Annotated in this window: 13 protein-coding genes; 7 read left to right on the top strand and 6 right to left on the bottom strand. The window is 53.5% G+C overall.

The window, feature by feature from the left end:
• Positions 1-91 precede the first annotated feature (91 nt).
• Positions 92-1,420, bottom strand: coding sequence for a M16 family metallopeptidase (locus DYY88_RS01490; RefSeq protein ID WP_039724622.1), 1,329 nt, complete (start codon positions 1,418-1,420; stop codon positions 92-94).
• A 359-nt stretch (positions 1,421-1,779) separates the two neighbouring features.
• Here DYY88_RS01490 and DYY88_RS01485 point away from each other — a divergent pair, with 359 nt between their 5' ends.
• The 3 genes from DYY88_RS01485 to kaiC all read left to right on the top strand — a co-directional run bounded on the left by DYY88_RS01485 (position 1,780) and on the right by kaiC (position 4,950).
• Positions 1,780-2,487 (top strand): lysozyme, encoded by a 708-nt coding sequence (locus DYY88_RS01485; protein WP_084606890.1) that lies wholly within the window; start codon positions 1,780-1,782, stop codon positions 2,485-2,487.
• A gap of 410 nt (positions 2,488-2,897) precedes the next feature.
• Positions 2,898-3,212 carry a circadian clock protein KaiB gene (kaiB, locus tag DYY88_RS01480; RefSeq protein ID WP_039724623.1) on the top strand — a complete coding sequence of 105 codons (315 nt, stop codon included), beginning with the start codon at positions 2,898-2,900 and terminating at the stop codon, positions 3,210-3,212.
• 184 nt (positions 3,213-3,396) lie between these two features.
• A complete protein-coding gene (gene kaiC, locus DYY88_RS01475) occupies positions 3,397-4,950 on the top strand; it encodes a circadian clock protein KaiC (protein WP_039724625.1) in 1,554 nt (517 codons plus the stop codon).
• Positions 4,951-5,036: 86 nt separating this feature from the next.
• Here kaiC and DYY88_RS01470 read toward each other — a convergent pair whose 3' ends face one another.
• Positions 5,037-5,630: a 5-formyltetrahydrofolate cyclo-ligase gene (locus tag DYY88_RS01470; RefSeq protein ID WP_044150302.1), complete on the bottom strand. Its 594-nt coding sequence runs from the start codon at positions 5,628-5,630 to the stop codon at positions 5,037-5,039.
• Between the two features lie 1,094 nt (positions 5,631-6,724).
• Between DYY88_RS01470 and DYY88_RS01465 the strand changes: the two genes are divergently transcribed.
• Entirely contained in the window at positions 6,725-8,653 is a 1,929-nt protein-coding gene (locus tag DYY88_RS01465; RefSeq protein ID WP_039724627.1) for a putative bifunctional diguanylate cyclase/phosphodiesterase, read from the top strand.
• Positions 8,654-8,788: 135 nt separating this feature from the next.
• Here DYY88_RS01465 and ribE read toward each other — a convergent pair whose 3' ends face one another.
• Positions 8,789-9,454: a riboflavin synthase gene (gene ribE, locus DYY88_RS01460; protein WP_039724628.1), complete on the bottom strand. Its 666-nt coding sequence runs from the start codon at positions 9,452-9,454 to the stop codon at positions 8,789-8,791.
• A 293-nt stretch (positions 9,455-9,747) separates the two neighbouring features.
• Here ribE and DYY88_RS01455 point away from each other — a divergent pair, with 293 nt between their 5' ends.
• Both DYY88_RS01455 and DYY88_RS01450 read left to right on the top strand, forming a co-directional pair.
• Complete coding sequence (locus DYY88_RS01455; protein ID WP_039724629.1) at positions 9,748-10,257, top strand: bifunctional nuclease family protein; 510 nt, start codon at positions 9,748-9,750, stop codon at positions 10,255-10,257.
• Positions 10,258-10,302: 45 nt separating this feature from the next.
• Positions 10,303-11,433: an aldo/keto reductase gene (locus DYY88_RS01450; protein WP_039724630.1), complete on the top strand. Its 1,131-nt coding sequence runs from the start codon at positions 10,303-10,305 to the stop codon at positions 11,431-11,433.
• A gap of 89 nt (positions 11,434-11,522) precedes the next feature.
• Here the strand turns inward: DYY88_RS01450 and DYY88_RS01445 are convergent, their stop codons facing one another.
• The 3 genes from DYY88_RS01445 to DYY88_RS01435 form a co-directional block, all read right to left on the bottom strand.
• Positions 11,523-12,257, bottom strand: coding sequence for a TspO/MBR family protein (locus DYY88_RS01445; RefSeq protein WP_039724631.1), 735 nt, complete (start codon positions 12,255-12,257; stop codon positions 11,523-11,525).
• A 387-nt stretch (positions 12,258-12,644) separates the two neighbouring features.
• Positions 12,645-13,430, bottom strand: coding sequence for a phycobilisome rod-core linker polypeptide (locus DYY88_RS01440; RefSeq protein WP_039724632.1), 786 nt, complete (start codon positions 13,428-13,430; stop codon positions 12,645-12,647).
• A 666-nt stretch (positions 13,431-14,096) separates the two neighbouring features.
• Positions 14,097-14,909, bottom strand: a complete 813-nt coding sequence (locus DYY88_RS01435; protein WP_039724633.1) for a carbon-nitrogen hydrolase family protein — start codon at positions 14,907-14,909, stop codon at positions 14,097-14,099.
• 256 nt (positions 14,910-15,165) lie between these two features.
• Here DYY88_RS01435 and DYY88_RS01430 point away from each other — a divergent pair, with 256 nt between their 5' ends.
• Positions 15,166-16,533, top strand: a complete 1,368-nt coding sequence (locus tag DYY88_RS01430) for a Na+/H+ antiporter NhaC family protein (protein ID WP_052288131.1) — start codon at positions 15,166-15,168, stop codon at positions 16,531-16,533.
• The last annotated feature ends 15 nt before the right edge of the window (positions 16,534-16,548 follow it).

Below are 16,548 nucleotides of genomic sequence, written 5' to 3'. Positions count from 1 at the left end.
GAAGGTCGCCTCAATAAGGGACAGGAGCAGGAACCAAGGGGAAGTGGCTCTCCTCAGTTTGCTAATTGCATCTAAATCTTGCGTGGATGGGTCACGAGATTGTGGACGGGGCAGCGGTGGGCAAAATGTGCAAGGCACCGTAGGCTTGCGTCGAGAGGTAGATTTGCGCTGCCATTTGAATATCGGCGGGCGTCAGTCGCTGAATCTCATTGGGGTAATGCAAAGCTGGCTGCAACTGCCCGGTGAGGGTTTGGTAATACCCATAGAGCCCGGCCAGGTCGCTGGGGCTTTCGCTGTCAAAGACATAACGGTTAGCGACTTGGGTCTGCACCCGCTGCAACTCTGCTAGCGCGACGGGGTCAGTCTGCACCCGCTGCACATGATCGACGATCGCTGCTTCCACCGTCTCAATATTTTCCGTGGGTAGGCTGGCGGCAATAGTAAAGACACCCTGCTGCCAGTACGACATATTGCTGGCGGCGATGCTGGTGACGAGCTGCTGCTGCTCTCGCAGGTCGCGCACGAGGCGAGACAGTCGCCCCCGCGCCAAAATAGACGTCAACACATCTAGCGCATTCGTCTGTTCCACATCCGTGAGGCCCGGCACCCGCCAGCTCAACACCAGTCGGGCTTGCTGCAACGCCGCATCCGTAAAGGAGTGACGCTGGATTGTCGCGAACGGCGCTTCTGGGGCCGAGCGACACACTTGAGTGGCAGGGTTGCGGCTCTCGTCGACTCGCTGACGGCGGGCCAGTGCCTGCTCAAAGCCAGCCGCTACCGTTTGAATGAGTTCCTCTTCTGGGAGGTTGCCGACGGCGACGGCGGTGATTCTTTCGGGCTGATACCAATAGTGATGAAAGTCCCGCATTTGCTGGGCGGTTAGCGATTTGACCACCGCAGCGGTGCCCAACACCGATCGCCGATAGGGCAGCCGGTCAAAGGTCATCGCCATCGATCGCGCAAAGATGCGCCGTCGGGGGTTGTCGTGGGCGCGGGCGATCTCTTCCAAAATCACCGATCGCTCCCGTTCAAAGTCTGATATCGCGAGGCGTGGATTCAGCACCAGTTCGATTTGCAAGGGCGCAAGGGCCGCAAAATCCTGCGGTGCACTGGTGAAATAGAAGTGCGTATAGTCTTGGCTGGTGGCGGCATTGGCGACCCCGCCCCGGGCCTCAATGCGGCGCTCAAATTCCCCTTGGGGCAGGTGGTCGGTGCCCTTAAACAGCATGTGCTCCAAAAAGTGGGCCATGCCATTGATGCTGTCTGACTCGACCGCCGACCCCACCCGAAACCAGAGATTCAGGTTGACTGCATCCGTCGGGGTTTGTTGCGCAATGATGGTGAGTCCGTTATCCAATCGCCGCACGGTGGGGACTGCCAAAGCAGATTGAAACGAATGATCGGCGATCGCGGCTGTCATTAAATTCGGGTACTCCGAGCGGATAACTAACTTCACCTATCTTAACGGCTGCGATCGGGAAGTTCTACCGTCACCTGAGTTCTTCGCCATAATGTCCGTCTACCCTGACGATCAGGCCGCTAGGCGCAACAAAAGTTTGTATCAGTCGACCTCGATTTGGGGCATGGCAAGGTGGCTTGATTAGCTGACCCGAGAGTTTGCAGATCGTTGCAATTGCTGGGTTTCATGCGCCGCTGCCTGAGTTTCTAAACTAGACTGAGGCAGCAACCAATGAGCCCCCATGATGAGTCGGGACGGCTTTGAATGCGAGCCTTGATGCCGACTCTAAAGTTGGGCTGTGTATTTCCGGACAAATCCCCATGGGCACCTGGATCAAAGAAACGAGCAAAGCGATCTATTTAATGGAGGGCGGTTACTGGATTTCCCGGCTGACTAAGTATCCCTCGAAGACTAATCCAGACGAGCAAGTCTTGAATATTCAAGCCGTGCGCTCTTGGTTTATGCGCGAAGATTATCCCCAAGCAATGACGGTTGCCCTGAAAGCGACGGAAGAGCCCAATCCGAAACCGACTCCGCCCGCCCCGCCCCCCAGCTCAGGCACCGACCACATCAATGACGCGGGCCTCGCAATCATCAAACATTTTGAAGGGCGAGAGCTGCAAGCCTATCAAGACTCGGTCGGCATTTGGACGATTGGCTATGGCCATACTTCGGCGGCGGGCGATCCCCAGGTGCGGGCCGGGATGACCATCTCGGAACAAGAGGCGGAAGACATTCTCAAAACCGATTTAGAGCTGTTTGAAACCGGGGTGCGCGATCGCGTGCAAGTGCCTCTCAACAGCGACCAATTTTCGGCCCTGGTTTCCTTTAGCTTTAACGTCGGTTTGGGGGCGTTTGGCAACTCGACGTTGCTCCGCAAACTCAACGCGGGCGATTACGCTGGGGCCGCCGATGAGTTTACCCGTTGGGTCAAGGCCGGTGGGGCAACGTTGCCCGGTTTGGTGCGGCGGCGCGATGCTGAGAGGGCACTATTTTTGAGCCAAGATTACCAACAATTCATTCACTAGGATTTGAGGGCGATCGCGCCAGCATCCCTCACTCGCCAATCGGTCCACCCTGCGGCAAGCGCAACTGGGAGACACCGCTCCGTCACAGCGTCAGCGATCGCTGCAGACGTCTCAATTCGCCCCGAAAATCTTAAAAAAAATCGGCTTTGATCAGTTACCTTTTAAGGTGCCTTGATAGGTTAAGGATCAAGACAAAAGTAAATGTGCTCAGTCCCAAAATTAAGGCGTTTGACCTAGAGTTAGGTTGAATCGCTAGGTTTTTGCTGTAGCTTCTCCGTAAGCTTGCCGCGCTTTCCGGGTCAGTATGTCCCGAGCTCCATTAGCATCTCTCTGAGCTGCTGAGGCTGGTCGTCTCCTGTAATTCGCCATCCGCGCTTAAACCCGTTCCCTTAACTTTGGTTGATGAATCAATGACTCCCGCTAAGAAAACCTACGTCCTCAAGCTTTATGTAGCTGGCAACACGCCCAACTCGGTGCGTGCGCTGAAAACGCTCAATCAAATCCTAGAACAAGAATTCCAAGGCGTTTATGCGCTCAAGGTGATTGACGTACTGAAAAATCCCCAGCTAGCCGAAGAAGATAAGATTTTGGCGACGCCCACCCTGGCCAAAATTCTGCCGCCGCCAGTACGCAAAATTATTGGTGATTTGTCCGATCGCGAGCGGGTATTGATTGGGCTCGATTTGCTCTACGAAGAACTACGTGAGGACGATCTCTACAACTAGAGAAGACTCGCGGGATGGCGTCTCTGACATCGGCCCTGAGTAGCGGTCTAGATCAACGGCACCAAAGGCCGACAGGTCATTAACGACAGTTTTCAATGTGCCGCGATCGCGATAGGCTTATGGCTTGAGTGTGACTTTCAATAACTCTTTGCTAGTTAATAACTAAGGCTGTTTTATAAACTCCATGAGTCAATCTTCTGACATTGATATTTATTCAATTACGCGCTCTAACAGCATTGCTAAAATTCGCACCCTAATCGAAGGGTTTGACGATATTACTCATGGCGGTTTGCCAGTTGGGCGCACGACCCTGGTGAGCGGCACTTCAGGGACTGGTAAAACCCTGATGGCGGTGCAATTTTTGTATTTGGGCATCGTCCATTTTGACGAACCTGGGGTATTCGTCACCTTTGAAGAATCGCCCGCCGATATTGTCAAAAACGCCCTCAGTTTTGGCTGGGATTTGCAAAAACTGATTGATGACGGCAAGCTCTTTATCCTTGATGCGTCACCCGATCCCGAAGGTCAAGATGTTGTCGGTAACTTTGACTTGTCGGCGCTGATCGAGCGCATTCAATATGCCATTCGCAAATACAAAGCGCAGCGCGTATCTATCGACTCGGTGACCGCGATTTTTCAGCAATATGATGCGGCCTCAGTGGTCCGGCGAGAAATTTTTCGCCTATCGGCGCGACTCAAACAAATGGGCGTCACCAGCATCATGACCACCGAGCGGGTTGACGAGTACGGCCCCGTTGCGCGTTATGGCGTGGAAGAGTTTGTCTCTGACAATGTGGTGATCGTTCGTAATGTGCTGGAAGGTGAGCGCCGCCGCCGCACCATTGAGATTTTGAAACTGCGGGGCACCACCCACATGAAGGGAGAATATCCCTTCACGATTATTGATAACGGCATCAACATCTTTCCTCTCGGGGCGATGCGGCTCACGCAGCGATCGTCCAACGTGCGGGTGTCGTCTGGGGTCCAGACCTTGGACGAAATGTGTGGCGGTGGCTTTTTCCGCGATTCCATTATTCTGGCGACTGGAGCCACTGGCACGGGCAAGACACTGCTAGTCAGCAAGTTCTTAGAAAACGGCTGCGCTAATGGCGAAAAGGCGATTTTGTTTGCTTACGAAGAGTCCCGCGCTCAATTACTGCGCAACGCCACATCTTGGGGGATTGATTTTGAAGATTTGGAACAGCGAGGGCTGTTAAAAATTCTCTGCGCTTACCCCGAATCGGCGGGCTTAGAAGATCACTTGCAAATTATCAAGTCGCAGATTTCGCAATTTAAACCAGCCCGAATTGCGATCGATTCCCTCTCGGCCTTAGACCGCGGCGTGAGCAACAGTTCTTTCCGACAGTTTGTGATTGGGGTGACGGGTTACGCTAAGCAGGAAGAAATCACTGGCTTTTTCACCAACACCACCGAGCAGTTCATGGGTCTGCACTCCATTACCGAGTCACATATTTCCACCATTACCGACACCATTTTGATGCTTCAGTATGTGGAAGTGCGGGGCGAAATGTCGCGCGCCCTCAACGTCTTCAAAATGCGCGGTTCCTGGCACGACAAGGGCATTCGCGAGTATCAGATTACCGATGGTGGTCCCGACATTAAGGATTCCTTCCGCAACTTGGAGCGCGTCATTAGCGGTTCTCCCACGCGCATCGCTGTTGATGAAAAGAGCGAACTCTCGCGCATTGTCCAGGGTGTGCAGGACGAGGAGATTTAGTCTGTCTGTATCATCCATTTACTGAACAATCGGCCGATATCAACGCGCTAGATAGTTGGAAGCGATCGCTCTCTGAGCCCCTGTTGTCAACCTCGCAAAAAGAGTCCCGACTCGGTGCAAATGCCCTGCATGGGGCGATCCCACACATCGCGGGGGAGCTTGGGTAAGCGGGCATATTCGAACACGATCGCCACCGTCGGCTTTTGTCGCCACTGGGGTTTGGTCAACATGCGATCGTAATAGCCGCCGCCATAGCCCAGACGATAGCCCGTGACATCGCAGGCTACCGCTGGCACCAAAATCAAATCCACCATATCGGGATGAATCTCGGGCGCCATTTCGACGGGTTCGGTGATGCCGTATTTGCCTGTCTGCAAAGATTGCGGCCCGAGCCACTGATGCCACACCATTTGTTTGCCCACGCAGCGCGGTAGCCCCCAATAGCGCCGATGATTCATCAGTGGGCTGAGGTCGGGCTCGTTGCGAAAGCTGCAATAAGCGAGAATGCAATGAGCATTTTGAAAGGTAGGCCAGGTTTGTAGATGTTTGCAGAGGCGATCGCTCTTTTGACGCCATTGTTGGGGGGGAATGGCCTGTCGAGCTTTGAGTAACCGACGGCGCAAATCAGCTTTTTCGGTGGGGCGATCGCTAGACAAGGATGACTGAACAGGTAGGGACATCAGAGACTCGGTGTGTAGACCTTCGCGTGAGCAAAATCGTTGCTAGAAAGTCTAAACGGGAATGGGCGAAACGGCACGACGAATTTGGGCAAATTGCCCAATGCTCTAGGCTACGAGATGCAATGGGATAGGCTGCTCAACCATGGCTGGACTGCGCCAGCCGCACTAGGGCAGAACCCAGTATCGGCGTAACGCGATCGTGATCAGGTCAGCAACTCGTTCTGCCCAAAGTAAGTAAAGTGCCCTAAATATTTAAAGCTTTTGTAGGATGGGTTAGCGCAGCATAACCCATGCGGGCGTTGGGTTTCGTTCCTCAACCACAACCTACATATACCTACGTTTATTTATCTCCACCTACTTAGCGCATGTGCTGCTAACAGAGAAGGGCATGCCGATGTTGCTGAATACCCTTTGCCTGTGGATCAAATGCCGATCTTCAACCACAGGTAAATTGCCAACTAATGTTGTGGTGATTGTGTCAATAACGGCATTTTTTCTTCTGTTAAACCCAGGCAAAATATTCAAAGAGAAAACAGCCGATAGAATAGCTGGGTTAAGACATCTACTAACGTTAATTGTTTTTTTAGAAGCTCTTTTAAAAATAACTCTGATGACCTTATGTCTTGAGATATCTGGCTCTAACGCTCATGGCGTGAGTTTGACTCTGCGATCGCCGCCACTAGGTTGCAGTGACGCTTCAGAACGGATGGCCCTCATTGCCCCAGGCCTAAAGTGCCAAAGGGTTAAACGCAAATTTGAGGCGCGGCATCTTGATTGAAAGTTTGAGCCTTGGGGGACATCTGTGCCAATTTTTTCCTCGCTGGGGAAAAAATGTGTTTGGTCTTGCCAGTTTGCCAGCAGATAAGTCAGGTAAGGTTGATTGAACATATCGAACTCGCGTAACTGCGGGCCGTAACAGGAATATTGCTGAGACTAGGAGCTGCCCTGTTTTTGGAAACCTGGTGAGAAATGTGGCTTATATTCGAAAGTAAATGTCAGGTGATTGTCGGTTGGCCATTGGCGGAGATCAAGCTGTCGCTCACGAAACCCGCTGATTCAGATGGTCACAGAATTCACCAGAGGAGCATAGTGATGTGGAACTGACTGCCTCTGAAATCGCCAATATCGCTACTGCGATCGCGTATCTAATCATTCCTTTTTGTCTGATTTATTGGCTCTGGAGACTGCGTAAGTATCAATTGCCGTGGCAGTTATTTGCCCATTTGGGTTTATTCTCAGCGTTTATTTTGAGTTGTGCCACGACCCATCTTTTGGGACACGATTCTTGGGCGATTTATCCGTGTGCTTTGATCAGCGGCGGCGAAGCCGTCGCCCTCATCCTGAGTGCACGGGGGATGGCTGACAACTTTATCCGCCAACTGCGAGCTCAGCGCCTGCTCAAAGGCTTTCTCGATAATGCTCAGATCGGCATGATGGCCTTTGATGCCGTGCGAGATAGTGACACTAATGAAATTGTCGATTTTCGCTGCACCCTTGAAAACCCCTACGCCATACAACAGGGAGCGCGCGAAACTATGGTGGGACGTCTCTTGTTGCAGGCCATGCCACAGCATTTAGAAAGCGGCCTGTTTGAACAATATTGCCGCAGCACCGCAGGCGAAAACATTACTGCAGAATTTAACTACCCCAACCTGGGCTGGTTTCAAAATCGTTCATTTCCCCTACTGCAAGGATTTGGAGTGACTTTTGCGAATATCACTGCGCTTAAAAATTCCGCTATTTTTGACCGTCTCACGGGCCTGCATAGTCGTCAAATCTTAGACCAAACCCCCAAGTTTAATGCCCTGCTTTATCTGGACTTAGACCGTTTCAAGCAGGTGAATGATTTGCAGGGACATGCCGTCGGTGATGAGGTGCTACAGCAGGTTGCGGATCGCCTTCGCCACAGTATCCGCCCCAAAGATCTAATTGTTCGACTGGGGGGAGATGAGTTTTTGGTGTTGATGGCTATTGACGATGCGGCCCCTCAAGAAGTGGCGTTAGAAACGGCCTGGCGCATTCATGATGCCATCCAAAAACCATATTCGGTGAATGACCTGATTTTGCACATTGGGGTCTCGATCGGGGTTTATTTGGCCCACAAAGACGACTCACTGGAGAGTGCCATGCGTCTGGCTGATATTGCGCTCAACACGCGCAAGGCGGAGCGAGAAAAATATGAACCTGTGGTGCTGTATAAACCGGCTATGGGAGAACGGGTCGAGCAAGAATATCAGTTTGACCGGGAGCTGAAACAGGCCATCATTGACGGGCAAATTGTCTTGTTCTATCAGCGCATTGTTGATCTCCAAGATCCGAGCTACCCCACTGTTGGCTTTGAAGCGTTGGTGCGGTGGCAGCATCCCCAAAAGGGGCTGATCATGCCGGATGACTTTATTCCCATGGCGGAAAAGTCTGGCCTCATTGGGCTGATCACAAACTATGTAGTGGCTGAGGCCTATCGGCAGGCTTGCGTCTGGAGCCGCTTTGATAAATCCCTAAAGATGAGCATTAATCTAAGTGCTCACGACTTAAATAATTCTGAGTTTCTCAACCACGCGCAAAAGGTGTTGCAGCAAGGCATTTTGAAAAATCATGATTTTGTGTTTGAACTCACAGAAGAAGCCTTCGCTGATCTATCGCAAGCGGCGTTGCTGAATACGATTAAGACTTTGAAGGCGGCTGGGGCGGGCTGGGCCATTGATGACGCGGGCACTGGCTATAACGGCTTGGGTGTGGTTAATCAGATTGGCAGTCTCTTTGATGTGCTCAAGATTGACCGAAGCTTTATTTCGGGTCCGAAAGCTTCACTGTTGTTGTGCGATGCCTTTTGCGCGATCGCCAATCACTTTGGCATGACAGTCATTGCTGAAGGCATTGAAACTCAGTACCAAGCTCAGGCGCTCACTCAGTCAGGCGTGCAGTTTGGTCAGGGCTTTTATTTTGAGCATGGCGAACCCCTGCCCGCGGCGGAAATAGAAGCGGTCTTGCAAGCCGAATGGAATCGAGTGCGCACCCAGTAAACCAGTGCGATCGCTGTCTCTCTAAGAATCCACCAGTCCACAACGCTAAACCCCAGACTGAGCCAAGGTGTCTCTATTGTCTTGGGTGAACATGATTTCTCAACACTGGCGAACTGATGCGTCGCCTTACAACAGCTAGACGTAACCGTGTTCAGCCAAAAAGTCGAGGGCGATATCGGGTTCCGTGGTCCTGTGAGTGGGTCCCAAATTCAGAAATTTTTCGGCATATTTGCCCAGTACATCGCCTTCCAAATTGACGGCTTGTTGGGGCTGCAGATACTGCAAATTGGTTTCCTGATAGGTTACAGGAATGACGGCCACAGTGAACCAGTCGCCGCTGGCGCTACAGTCAGCCACCGTGAGGCTGATGCCATTCACGGCAATGCTGCCCTTGGGCACGATGTAGCGGGCTACTTGGGGCGAGGGCACGGCAAACCGCAGTTCCCAAGAGGTGGCGTCAGAAACCGCCGATGCTAATCGCCCGAAGCCATCCACATGGCCGGTGACAAAATGGCCGCCGATTTTGCTGCCCACCCGCAGCGAGCTTTCCAAGTTCACCCAGCCATTCTCTACCACGTTACCCAAGGTGGATTTTGCCAATGTTTCTGGCGAGGCTGTGGCAATAAAACCATTGTTCAGGGCGGTTTCGACGGTGAGGCACACGCCGTCGACGGCAATGCTGTCCCCTAATTCCATATCGGCCAGCAAGCGATCGCTACCCGGCCCGTCGCAGACAATCTTGAGATGGTTAGAGTCGACTCGTGTTAACTTTCCTAGCGTTTGTATTAAGCCTGTAAACACAAAATTTTCATCCCAAAATATTCACGACATCTGGCCCCACACATTGAAATATAAGGGCATACTTAGAAACGATACCGATTTTTCTCTCCCAACACATCCATACTGATGTCGGGTTGTCTTTAACATCGGGGGGAGTCAGGTCAGGCCTCAGCCGAACCTTTTTCCGCCGTTGCAAGTCAAATCGTGGAGTGAAAGACTGAGCCCTCAAAGCGGTGGCTATCGCTTAGAATCACACTAACTTGTGGAGCTTCCCCACCCTTTATCCCGTCCAGTGAGCTGTAGAGGCCAAGCTAATGATTGAGATGAAAGTCGCTGGTATTGCACTCGACGCGATTTCACGCAATCCCGTGGTGCTCCTGCGAGATACCGATGATCGCCGCGCCCTACCCATTTACATCGGGCAAGATCAGGCCAAATCCATCATTGGTGCGCTGGAAAATCAGCCAGCTCCCCGGCCGTTGACCCACGACCTATTCGTCAATCTCATCGATGACTGGGAAATGACGCTAGAACGCATCGTGATCCACGCACTCAAAGACAATACTTTTTATGCGCTGCTGACGCTGAGCGCGGGGGAAACCCGGAAAGAATTGGATGCGCGCCCCAGTGACGCGATCGCGATCGCCCTCCGGTTAGACGCCCCGATTTGGGTGATGGAAGAAGTCATCGCTGATGCGTCAATTCCGGTGGATCGCGCCGCCGACGAAGCCGAGAAACAAGCCTTCCGAGAGTTCATTTCTAATCTAAGCCCCTCCGACTTTACCCAGCAGGGTGGCATTAGCAACGACACCTTTGAGCAGTAAGGGTAACGCAGGGCTGGGCAGGATGCACGGGTGAAATGCGACACGATGCAATATCGCCGATTTGGCAAAACGGGGTTGCAGTTGTCGGTGTTTTCGGTGGGCACGATGCGATCGCTCTCGACTGCCGAGATCTTCACCAAGACAGTCAGTGCGGCGATTGACCGGGGCATTAACCACATCGAGACCGCTCGGGGTTACGGCCAGAGCGAACTGTTGTTAGGGCAAACATTGCAGCAACTTGGGGCGGCAACCCGCGATCGCCTCATCATCACCACCAAAATTCCGCCCACTGCTGACGCCGCCAGTATGGCCGCCCAGATTGATGAGTCGTTGCAACGCTTGCAGATTGACGCGATCGACTGCCTTGCGGTTCACGGTATCAATACGCCGGAGCATCTAGCCTGGGTGCAGGCTCCCGAGGGGTGTATGGCGGCCCTGCAAGCGGCGCAGCAGGCGGGCAAGATCCGCCACATCGGCTTTTCGACCCATGGCAGTTTAGAGCTCATCACCGCCGCGATCAACACTGGGCTGTTTGCGTTTGTCAATCTGCACTACTACGCCTTTTTTCGTCGCCATGAACCAGCGGTAAAGTTGGCCCAGCAGCATGATTTGGGTGTGTTTATCATTTCACCAGCCGACAAAGGCGGACTGCTCTACACACCGCCTGCTCGCCTGCGCGAACTCTGCGCCCCCTTTGAGCCCCTGCATTTGACCTATCGTTGGTTGCTGAGCCAACCCGCCGTGACGACCCTGAGCATTGGCCCTGCTGCACCCGATGAGCTTGCGTATCCGCTAGCGGTGTGCGATCGCACCGAGTCCCTCAATGCGGCAGAAGTGGCGGCGTTGGCACGGTTGGAAGCAGCAGCTCAGGAAACCTTGGGGAGCGATCGCTGCCAGCAGTGCTACGCCTGCCTGCCCTGTCCCGAATCCATCAACATTCCCGAAGTGCTGCGGTTGCGAAATTTGGCCGTGGCCTACGACATGGCCGAGTACGGCCAATACCGCTATCGCATGTTTGAGAATGCCGGACATTGGTTTTCGGGTCGCAAGGGCAACCGCTGCACCGACTGTGGCGACTGCCTGCCCCGTTGTCCCAGTGAGTTGCCAATTCCTGAGCTGCTCCGCGATGCCCACCAACGCCTAAATGGCCCAGACCGCCGCCGCCTCTGGGGCTAAGACTGATGAGGCTTCAAGGGGACGCTTCCCTTAACCTACGCCCTAGATCATTGGATTATCCGACAGGGAAGCGTCCCCTAGAGCCCGTGTTAGTTCGCCTTGGCTACCACCGGATACAGCGGCTCTACTCCATTTAAGCGCCAGAGACTGATGCAGAGCACCGTGGCGATCGCCAGCCATGCCGCCGATGGCGCAATGATCCACCCCGCGAGCGGCAGGGTGAGGTAATAGCTCACCGTGACCACAATGACTGAGAGCAGTGGTCCGACTATCACCACGGGCACGGCATGGCCCAATCGCCCTTCCACGGTGAAAATCGTGTTCCAGGTATCGCCTAAGCTCAGGTGAATCATGTAAAGCACCAAGGGCCAGCACAGGAACGTTTGTCCCAACGTTGACCACACCAGGTAAGCCGAGACCACCCGCAATACCGCAATGCTCATCCATACAATGGGAAAAGCCAGCGGCGGCGGTGCCCACCCCGGTCGCTGAATAGCGTTATAGCGTCCACTGTTGCGCGTATTGTCCAGCAGAGAGAAGAGGCGCGATCGCAACGTGATAAATGCGAAAAAGGCAACGGCGATCGCCGTCGCACTCCAGCTAGGCAGCGTCGCCAACGGCAGCCGCTCAAACCCCAAGTCCATGAACCACAGCAGAGCTGTCATCACGCTGATTTGGGCGATCGTGGCTCCGACATAATTCAACGTGGCGGCCCGATCCCACTTGGGATTGGCCAGATCGGTCTGCACGGTTTTATCCGTCGCCCCTTCTCTGACGCCCATGACCGAGCGGACACCACTATTCACAAGATTTTGATCACTCATTTCTGACGCTCAGAATGCTAACAGGCCAAGATTTTGCTACCAGGCATATCCTATCCGGCCCGGGCCAGAAGAATAAAGCCGCTTTACCGAGCGTTGCGGTTGAGCAGGCCGGCAAATTTCATCACTTTTGGACAACACCTGAATTTTTCTGAGTTTTTCCCCGTGGTCACATCATCAAGCGCCCGCCATCATAAAAACATCCTGTAGACTCGCGTGTGCTCCTTGAGCACTAGTTGGGGGAAGTCTTCTGCAAAGAAGCTTCTACCCAACTTTTTGTTTTAAACGAAAAATCCCTGACGTTACCGCCACAGCCGCGCATCATCGACTAGGGGGTAACGCCAGGGAATGCACTACAGTTAGCCTCCTGCAAGGCGGCAAACAGTCAGCTTAAATGTGCAGCCAGCCAAACCATGACAGAATTACGGCGGCCAAAATCAAGCCGATCGCGCTCGCCCCAAAGATCGTGATGCCTGCCCCGATGCGTCGCACCACAGGTGAATAAGGCGGCTTTTGCCATTGCCAGCGCACCGGAGACGGTTGCGACGACCAGCGATAACCACCCGGTACATGATCGCGATCGAAGTCATAGCCCAGAGCTTTCAGTTGGGCCAGGTGATCTTCGGCATAGCGCGGCATATGGGCAAAGGTCACGTCTCCCTGAGGCCGTTGGGGCAAAATGCGCCGCCGCTGATAGGGCACAATGTGCTCACCAAAGTTATCCAGGTATTCCTGACTTTCTAAGAGCCCGTTAACAAAGCCCACTAAGCCTTTGGTGCCAATGACGATCGACCACGACAGGATTTCGCGATCGCTATAGGGTTCACGCCCGAGCACGCGCTGCAAGCACATGCGGGCAAACCGATAGTTATTATTCGCATCAAAATTACGCTCTCGAAACGTCGAGGAAAGCAACAGTCCCCGGACAAACTCTTTGACGGTGATTTGTCCCATTTTGAGTTGTGACTCTAACTTGGGCAGGCGATTGCTTGCTAATAATTGCTGCTCATTAAAGATTTGGCGATAGGCCGCAGAGATCAGATCTTGGACTTCGCCATTGTCGTCCAGTAGATTGTCGCCAGAAAACATTCTGGGGTACTCATCCCCCGGCACCTCAAAGTTTTTAACTCGCTGATTTTGGCTACTGGGGGCATAAGTCAATTGTTGCAGAACCACTAGCGTCTCCTTATCAAAACTGTTTTGGAACTCGTTTCATCAATAGTTACGATTAAAGCCATTGGGCAAAATGCCTCCCAGCAGACCATGTTCATCCATCGAAGAATATGCTCCACAAGCAAGCGATCGCCCGATATGACTGTTGAATCCAGGCTGCTCAGCTGGATTAATTTACCCTTGGGTGAGGGCTATGGCCTCTGCAAAAAAGCCCGTTTGATAGGCTTTCCATACAGGTGGCTTGCCTAAAAATTATCTTTTCTAGACCCTACACTTTGAAAGTTTTGTTCACAAAGGAAGAATATAAATTCAAATATGTTTATATTCTGCGAGATGAATTTCGATTTTTAATTGCATTAATAAGCTGATATCAATCAATTGATCCCATAAGATTTTTGTTTGTCTGGTGTGCCAATTTTCCTGGATGATTAAAAGACTTTGAATGCTAGAAAAATAGACAACAAAGTTCAGGAATGCTGCCTACTTATGCGAACTTATTAATGGCTTGGAGTCGGTGCCCTATCCGCCTCAAGTCTGGCAAAAAATAGACGGCACTCAAAATTGATCGAATACCGCGATCGCAAAGGCTACCTAAAAAAGTTTTTTCGACCAGTGATGTCGGTCAGGTCGCGGCGGGTTCACTCTTCTCCACTCTGCTGAGCCACTGGTTTAGATGAAGACACGGTGTTGCAACGATGGCATTTGCTGCCGGACTTGAGCGAGCCGGGCGGGATTGATTTCGGCGATCGCAACCCCCACATCCGTGCCCACATCATCGAGCACGATGCCCCAGGGGTCAATAATCATGGCGTGACCGTGAGATTGTCGGCGGCTATTGTGGAAGCCGGTTTGAGCCGGGGCGATGATGTAAGACGTGTTTTCGATCGCCCGCGCTTGCAGGAGTACTTGCCAATGGTCTTTGCCGGTGAAGGCCGTAAAGGCCGCCGGAATCATGATGACTTCGGCTCCCATTTGGGACAAATGACGATATAGCTCGGGAAAGCGCACGTCATAACAGACGGAGAGGCCCAAATTGCCCAGATGCTTAGACGGATGGACGGCAGGCAGGGATTGTCCCGAAATTACTGTACTGGATTCTCGATAGGTGTTGCCGTCGGGCACGTTGACATCAAAGAGATGCACTTTTTCGTAGCGGGTCAACTCGCTGCCATCGGCATCGACCAGCAAGGCCGTGTTGTAGAACTTGCCTCCCTCCCCCGGCACCGGATAGCCGCCACCCAGCAAGGTGATTTGGTAGCGCTGGGCCATTTTTTTGAGAAACTGCTCGCTGGCATCGCAAATTTCCTGGGCTCGTGCGGACTTGTCTTCCTCTGAGCCTAAAAACGAAAAGTTTTCTGGAAGGGTGACCAACTCGGCCCCGCGTTTCACCGCGAGATCAATCAGGTCTTCAGCTTGGGCCAGATTTTTCTCTAAATCGGGCACGCTGGTCATTTGTACCGCTGCTGCCAGGTATGACTTCATGCGCGATCGCCACCGAACGAATCATTAACTGTCAATTTTACGCGGATTTGGGGCCTCCACTGACGCCCGGTTGCAATCCTTGACTCAGGTTTGCTCGCGGTCGCCAGCCGCCTGCTGATCGACCCAGGCTTGCGGGTGCAGCGGCCAGGGGCAATCGTGCCAATCGACTAGGATTGTTACCGGAAAACGGATTGGCTATGGTCCCTGATTGGTCGCTGGATAGTGGGGCGTAGTCTTGGCCTGAGGATGCCCTTTGATGGATATTGCGATCGCCCTAGCCCTGGCCTTTATGACTCTGCTAATCGCAGTGCATCGTGGCGTGTTGATTGTGTGGCCGCTGCTGTTTACCTTGGGACTGCTATCAACGGTCTACTGGCGGCGGGGGACCCCACTATCGGTCTTGCGACAGCACCTGTTTGCCGGGATTCGACAATCGGCAGGCGTGCTGAGCATTTTGCTGTTAATTGGTGCGGTCGTGGCAAGTTGGCTAGCCGCAGGCACCGTGCCAACGCTGGTGTATTACGGCCTGCAGTGGCTGCATCCGCAATATTTTTTGGTCTCAGCGTTTGGCCTCACGGCTCTGGTGTCTACCCTCTTGGGCACGTCGTTTGGCAGTGCGGGCACGATTGGTCTGGCGTTGATGATTATGGCGCGGGGGGCCGGAGTCTCGGAAGGGTGGACGGCGGGGGCCATTATTGCCGGGGCCTATGTTGGCGATCGCTGCTCGCCCATGTCATCCAGCGCTCATTTAGTCGCGGCCATTACCAATACCGCTGTTGCCCAAAATCTGTGGCGCATGGTGCAGACCAGTTGGGTGCCGCTGCTGGTGTCAGCGATCATTTATGCTGGGGCCTCTCGGCTGCACCCGCTGACTGTGGTGGATGAGGCGCTGGTGACAGCGATTCCAACTGCATTTGTCGTACAACCATTGACGTTGCTGCCAGCGGTGCTGCTGATTGTGTTGACGTTGCTGCAATGCCCCGTACTGCGGACTTTGTGGATCAGTTTGGGTAGTGCGATCGCCCTAGCCCTGACCCTGCAATCGCAATCCCTCGGTCACGTCGCTGCCACCTTACTCTGGGGGAGCCGTCTCCCCGAGGATCATGACCTCAGTCTCATTTTTCAAGGGGGCGGGCTCTGGCCGATGGCCCGGGTGTGCAGTGTCGTCCTCGTTTCTACGGCGTTGGCGGGCTTGCTCTCGGGACAAGGCACCTTTGACCGGGTGGGGCGACTGTTATCGCGATGGTCGAGCCCTCGGGGACGCTTTGGCAGTACGGTTTTAGCGAGTGTGCTCACCAGTGCGTTTGGCTGCACCCAGACGATTGCCATTTTGCTGACTCAACAGATCACGCAACCACACTACGTCGCGACCCAAGCCAAGGCCGATACCCTCGCGGTGGATATTGAAAATTCCGCCGTGGTCATTGCCCCGCTCATCCCCTGGAATATTGCCGGGTTGGTGCCCGCAACCGTAATCCTCGCCGATGCCAGCTTTATTCCCTACGCGGTGTACTTGTATTTGCTGCCGCTGTGGCACTGGCTCTGGGGTTGCCGAAAAGGGCGATCGCCCTCCCACCCCTCGGTGGCCCTCCCAAAAATCGACGCGACGACATCGCCACCATAACGGCGGTGGTTCCCA

The organism is Leptolyngbya iicbica LK (assembly GCF_004212215.1).
GTDB lineage: Bacteria > Cyanobacteriota > Cyanobacteriia > Phormidesmidales > Phormidesmidaceae > Halomicronema > Halomicronema iicbica.
The sequence above is the reverse complement of the archived record's forward strand: the minus strand, read 5'-3'. Positions and strand labels throughout refer to the sequence as shown.

What these genes read in the sequence shown, in the direction of transcription:
- DYY88_RS01450 (WP_039724630.1), top strand. Translation starts at nt 10,303, where the DNA reads ATGCAATATCGCCGATTTGGCAAAACGGGGTTGCAGTTGTCGGTGTTT.
- DYY88_RS01470 (WP_044150302.1), bottom strand. Translation starts at nt 5,630, where the DNA reads ATGTCCCTACCTGTTCAGTCATCCTTGTCTAGCGATCGCCCCACCGAA.
- DYY88_RS01430 (WP_052288131.1), top strand. Translation starts at nt 15,166, where the DNA reads ATGGATATTGCGATCGCCCTAGCCCTGGCCTTTATGACTCTGCTAATC.
- DYY88_RS01455 (WP_039724629.1), top strand. Translation starts at nt 9,748, where the DNA reads ATGATTGAGATGAAAGTCGCTGGTATTGCACTCGACGCGATTTCACGC.
- kaiC (WP_039724625.1), top strand. Translation starts at nt 3,397, where the DNA reads ATGAGTCAATCTTCTGACATTGATATTTATTCAATTACGCGCTCTAAC.
- DYY88_RS01445 (WP_039724631.1), bottom strand. Translation starts at nt 12,257, where the DNA reads ATGAGTGATCAAAATCTTGTGAATAGTGGTGTCCGCTCGGTCATGGGC.
- DYY88_RS01490 (WP_039724622.1), bottom strand. Translation starts at nt 1,420, where the DNA reads ATGACAGCCGCGATCGCCGATCATTCGTTTCAATCTGCTTTGGCAGTC.
- kaiB (WP_039724623.1), top strand. Translation starts at nt 2,898, where the DNA reads ATGACTCCCGCTAAGAAAACCTACGTCCTCAAGCTTTATGTAGCTGGC.
- DYY88_RS01485 (WP_084606890.1), top strand. Translation starts at nt 1,780, where the DNA reads ATGGGCACCTGGATCAAAGAAACGAGCAAAGCGATCTATTTAATGGAG.
- DYY88_RS01435 (WP_039724633.1), bottom strand. Translation starts at nt 14,909, where the DNA reads ATGAAGTCATACCTGGCAGCAGCGGTACAAATGACCAGCGTGCCCGAT.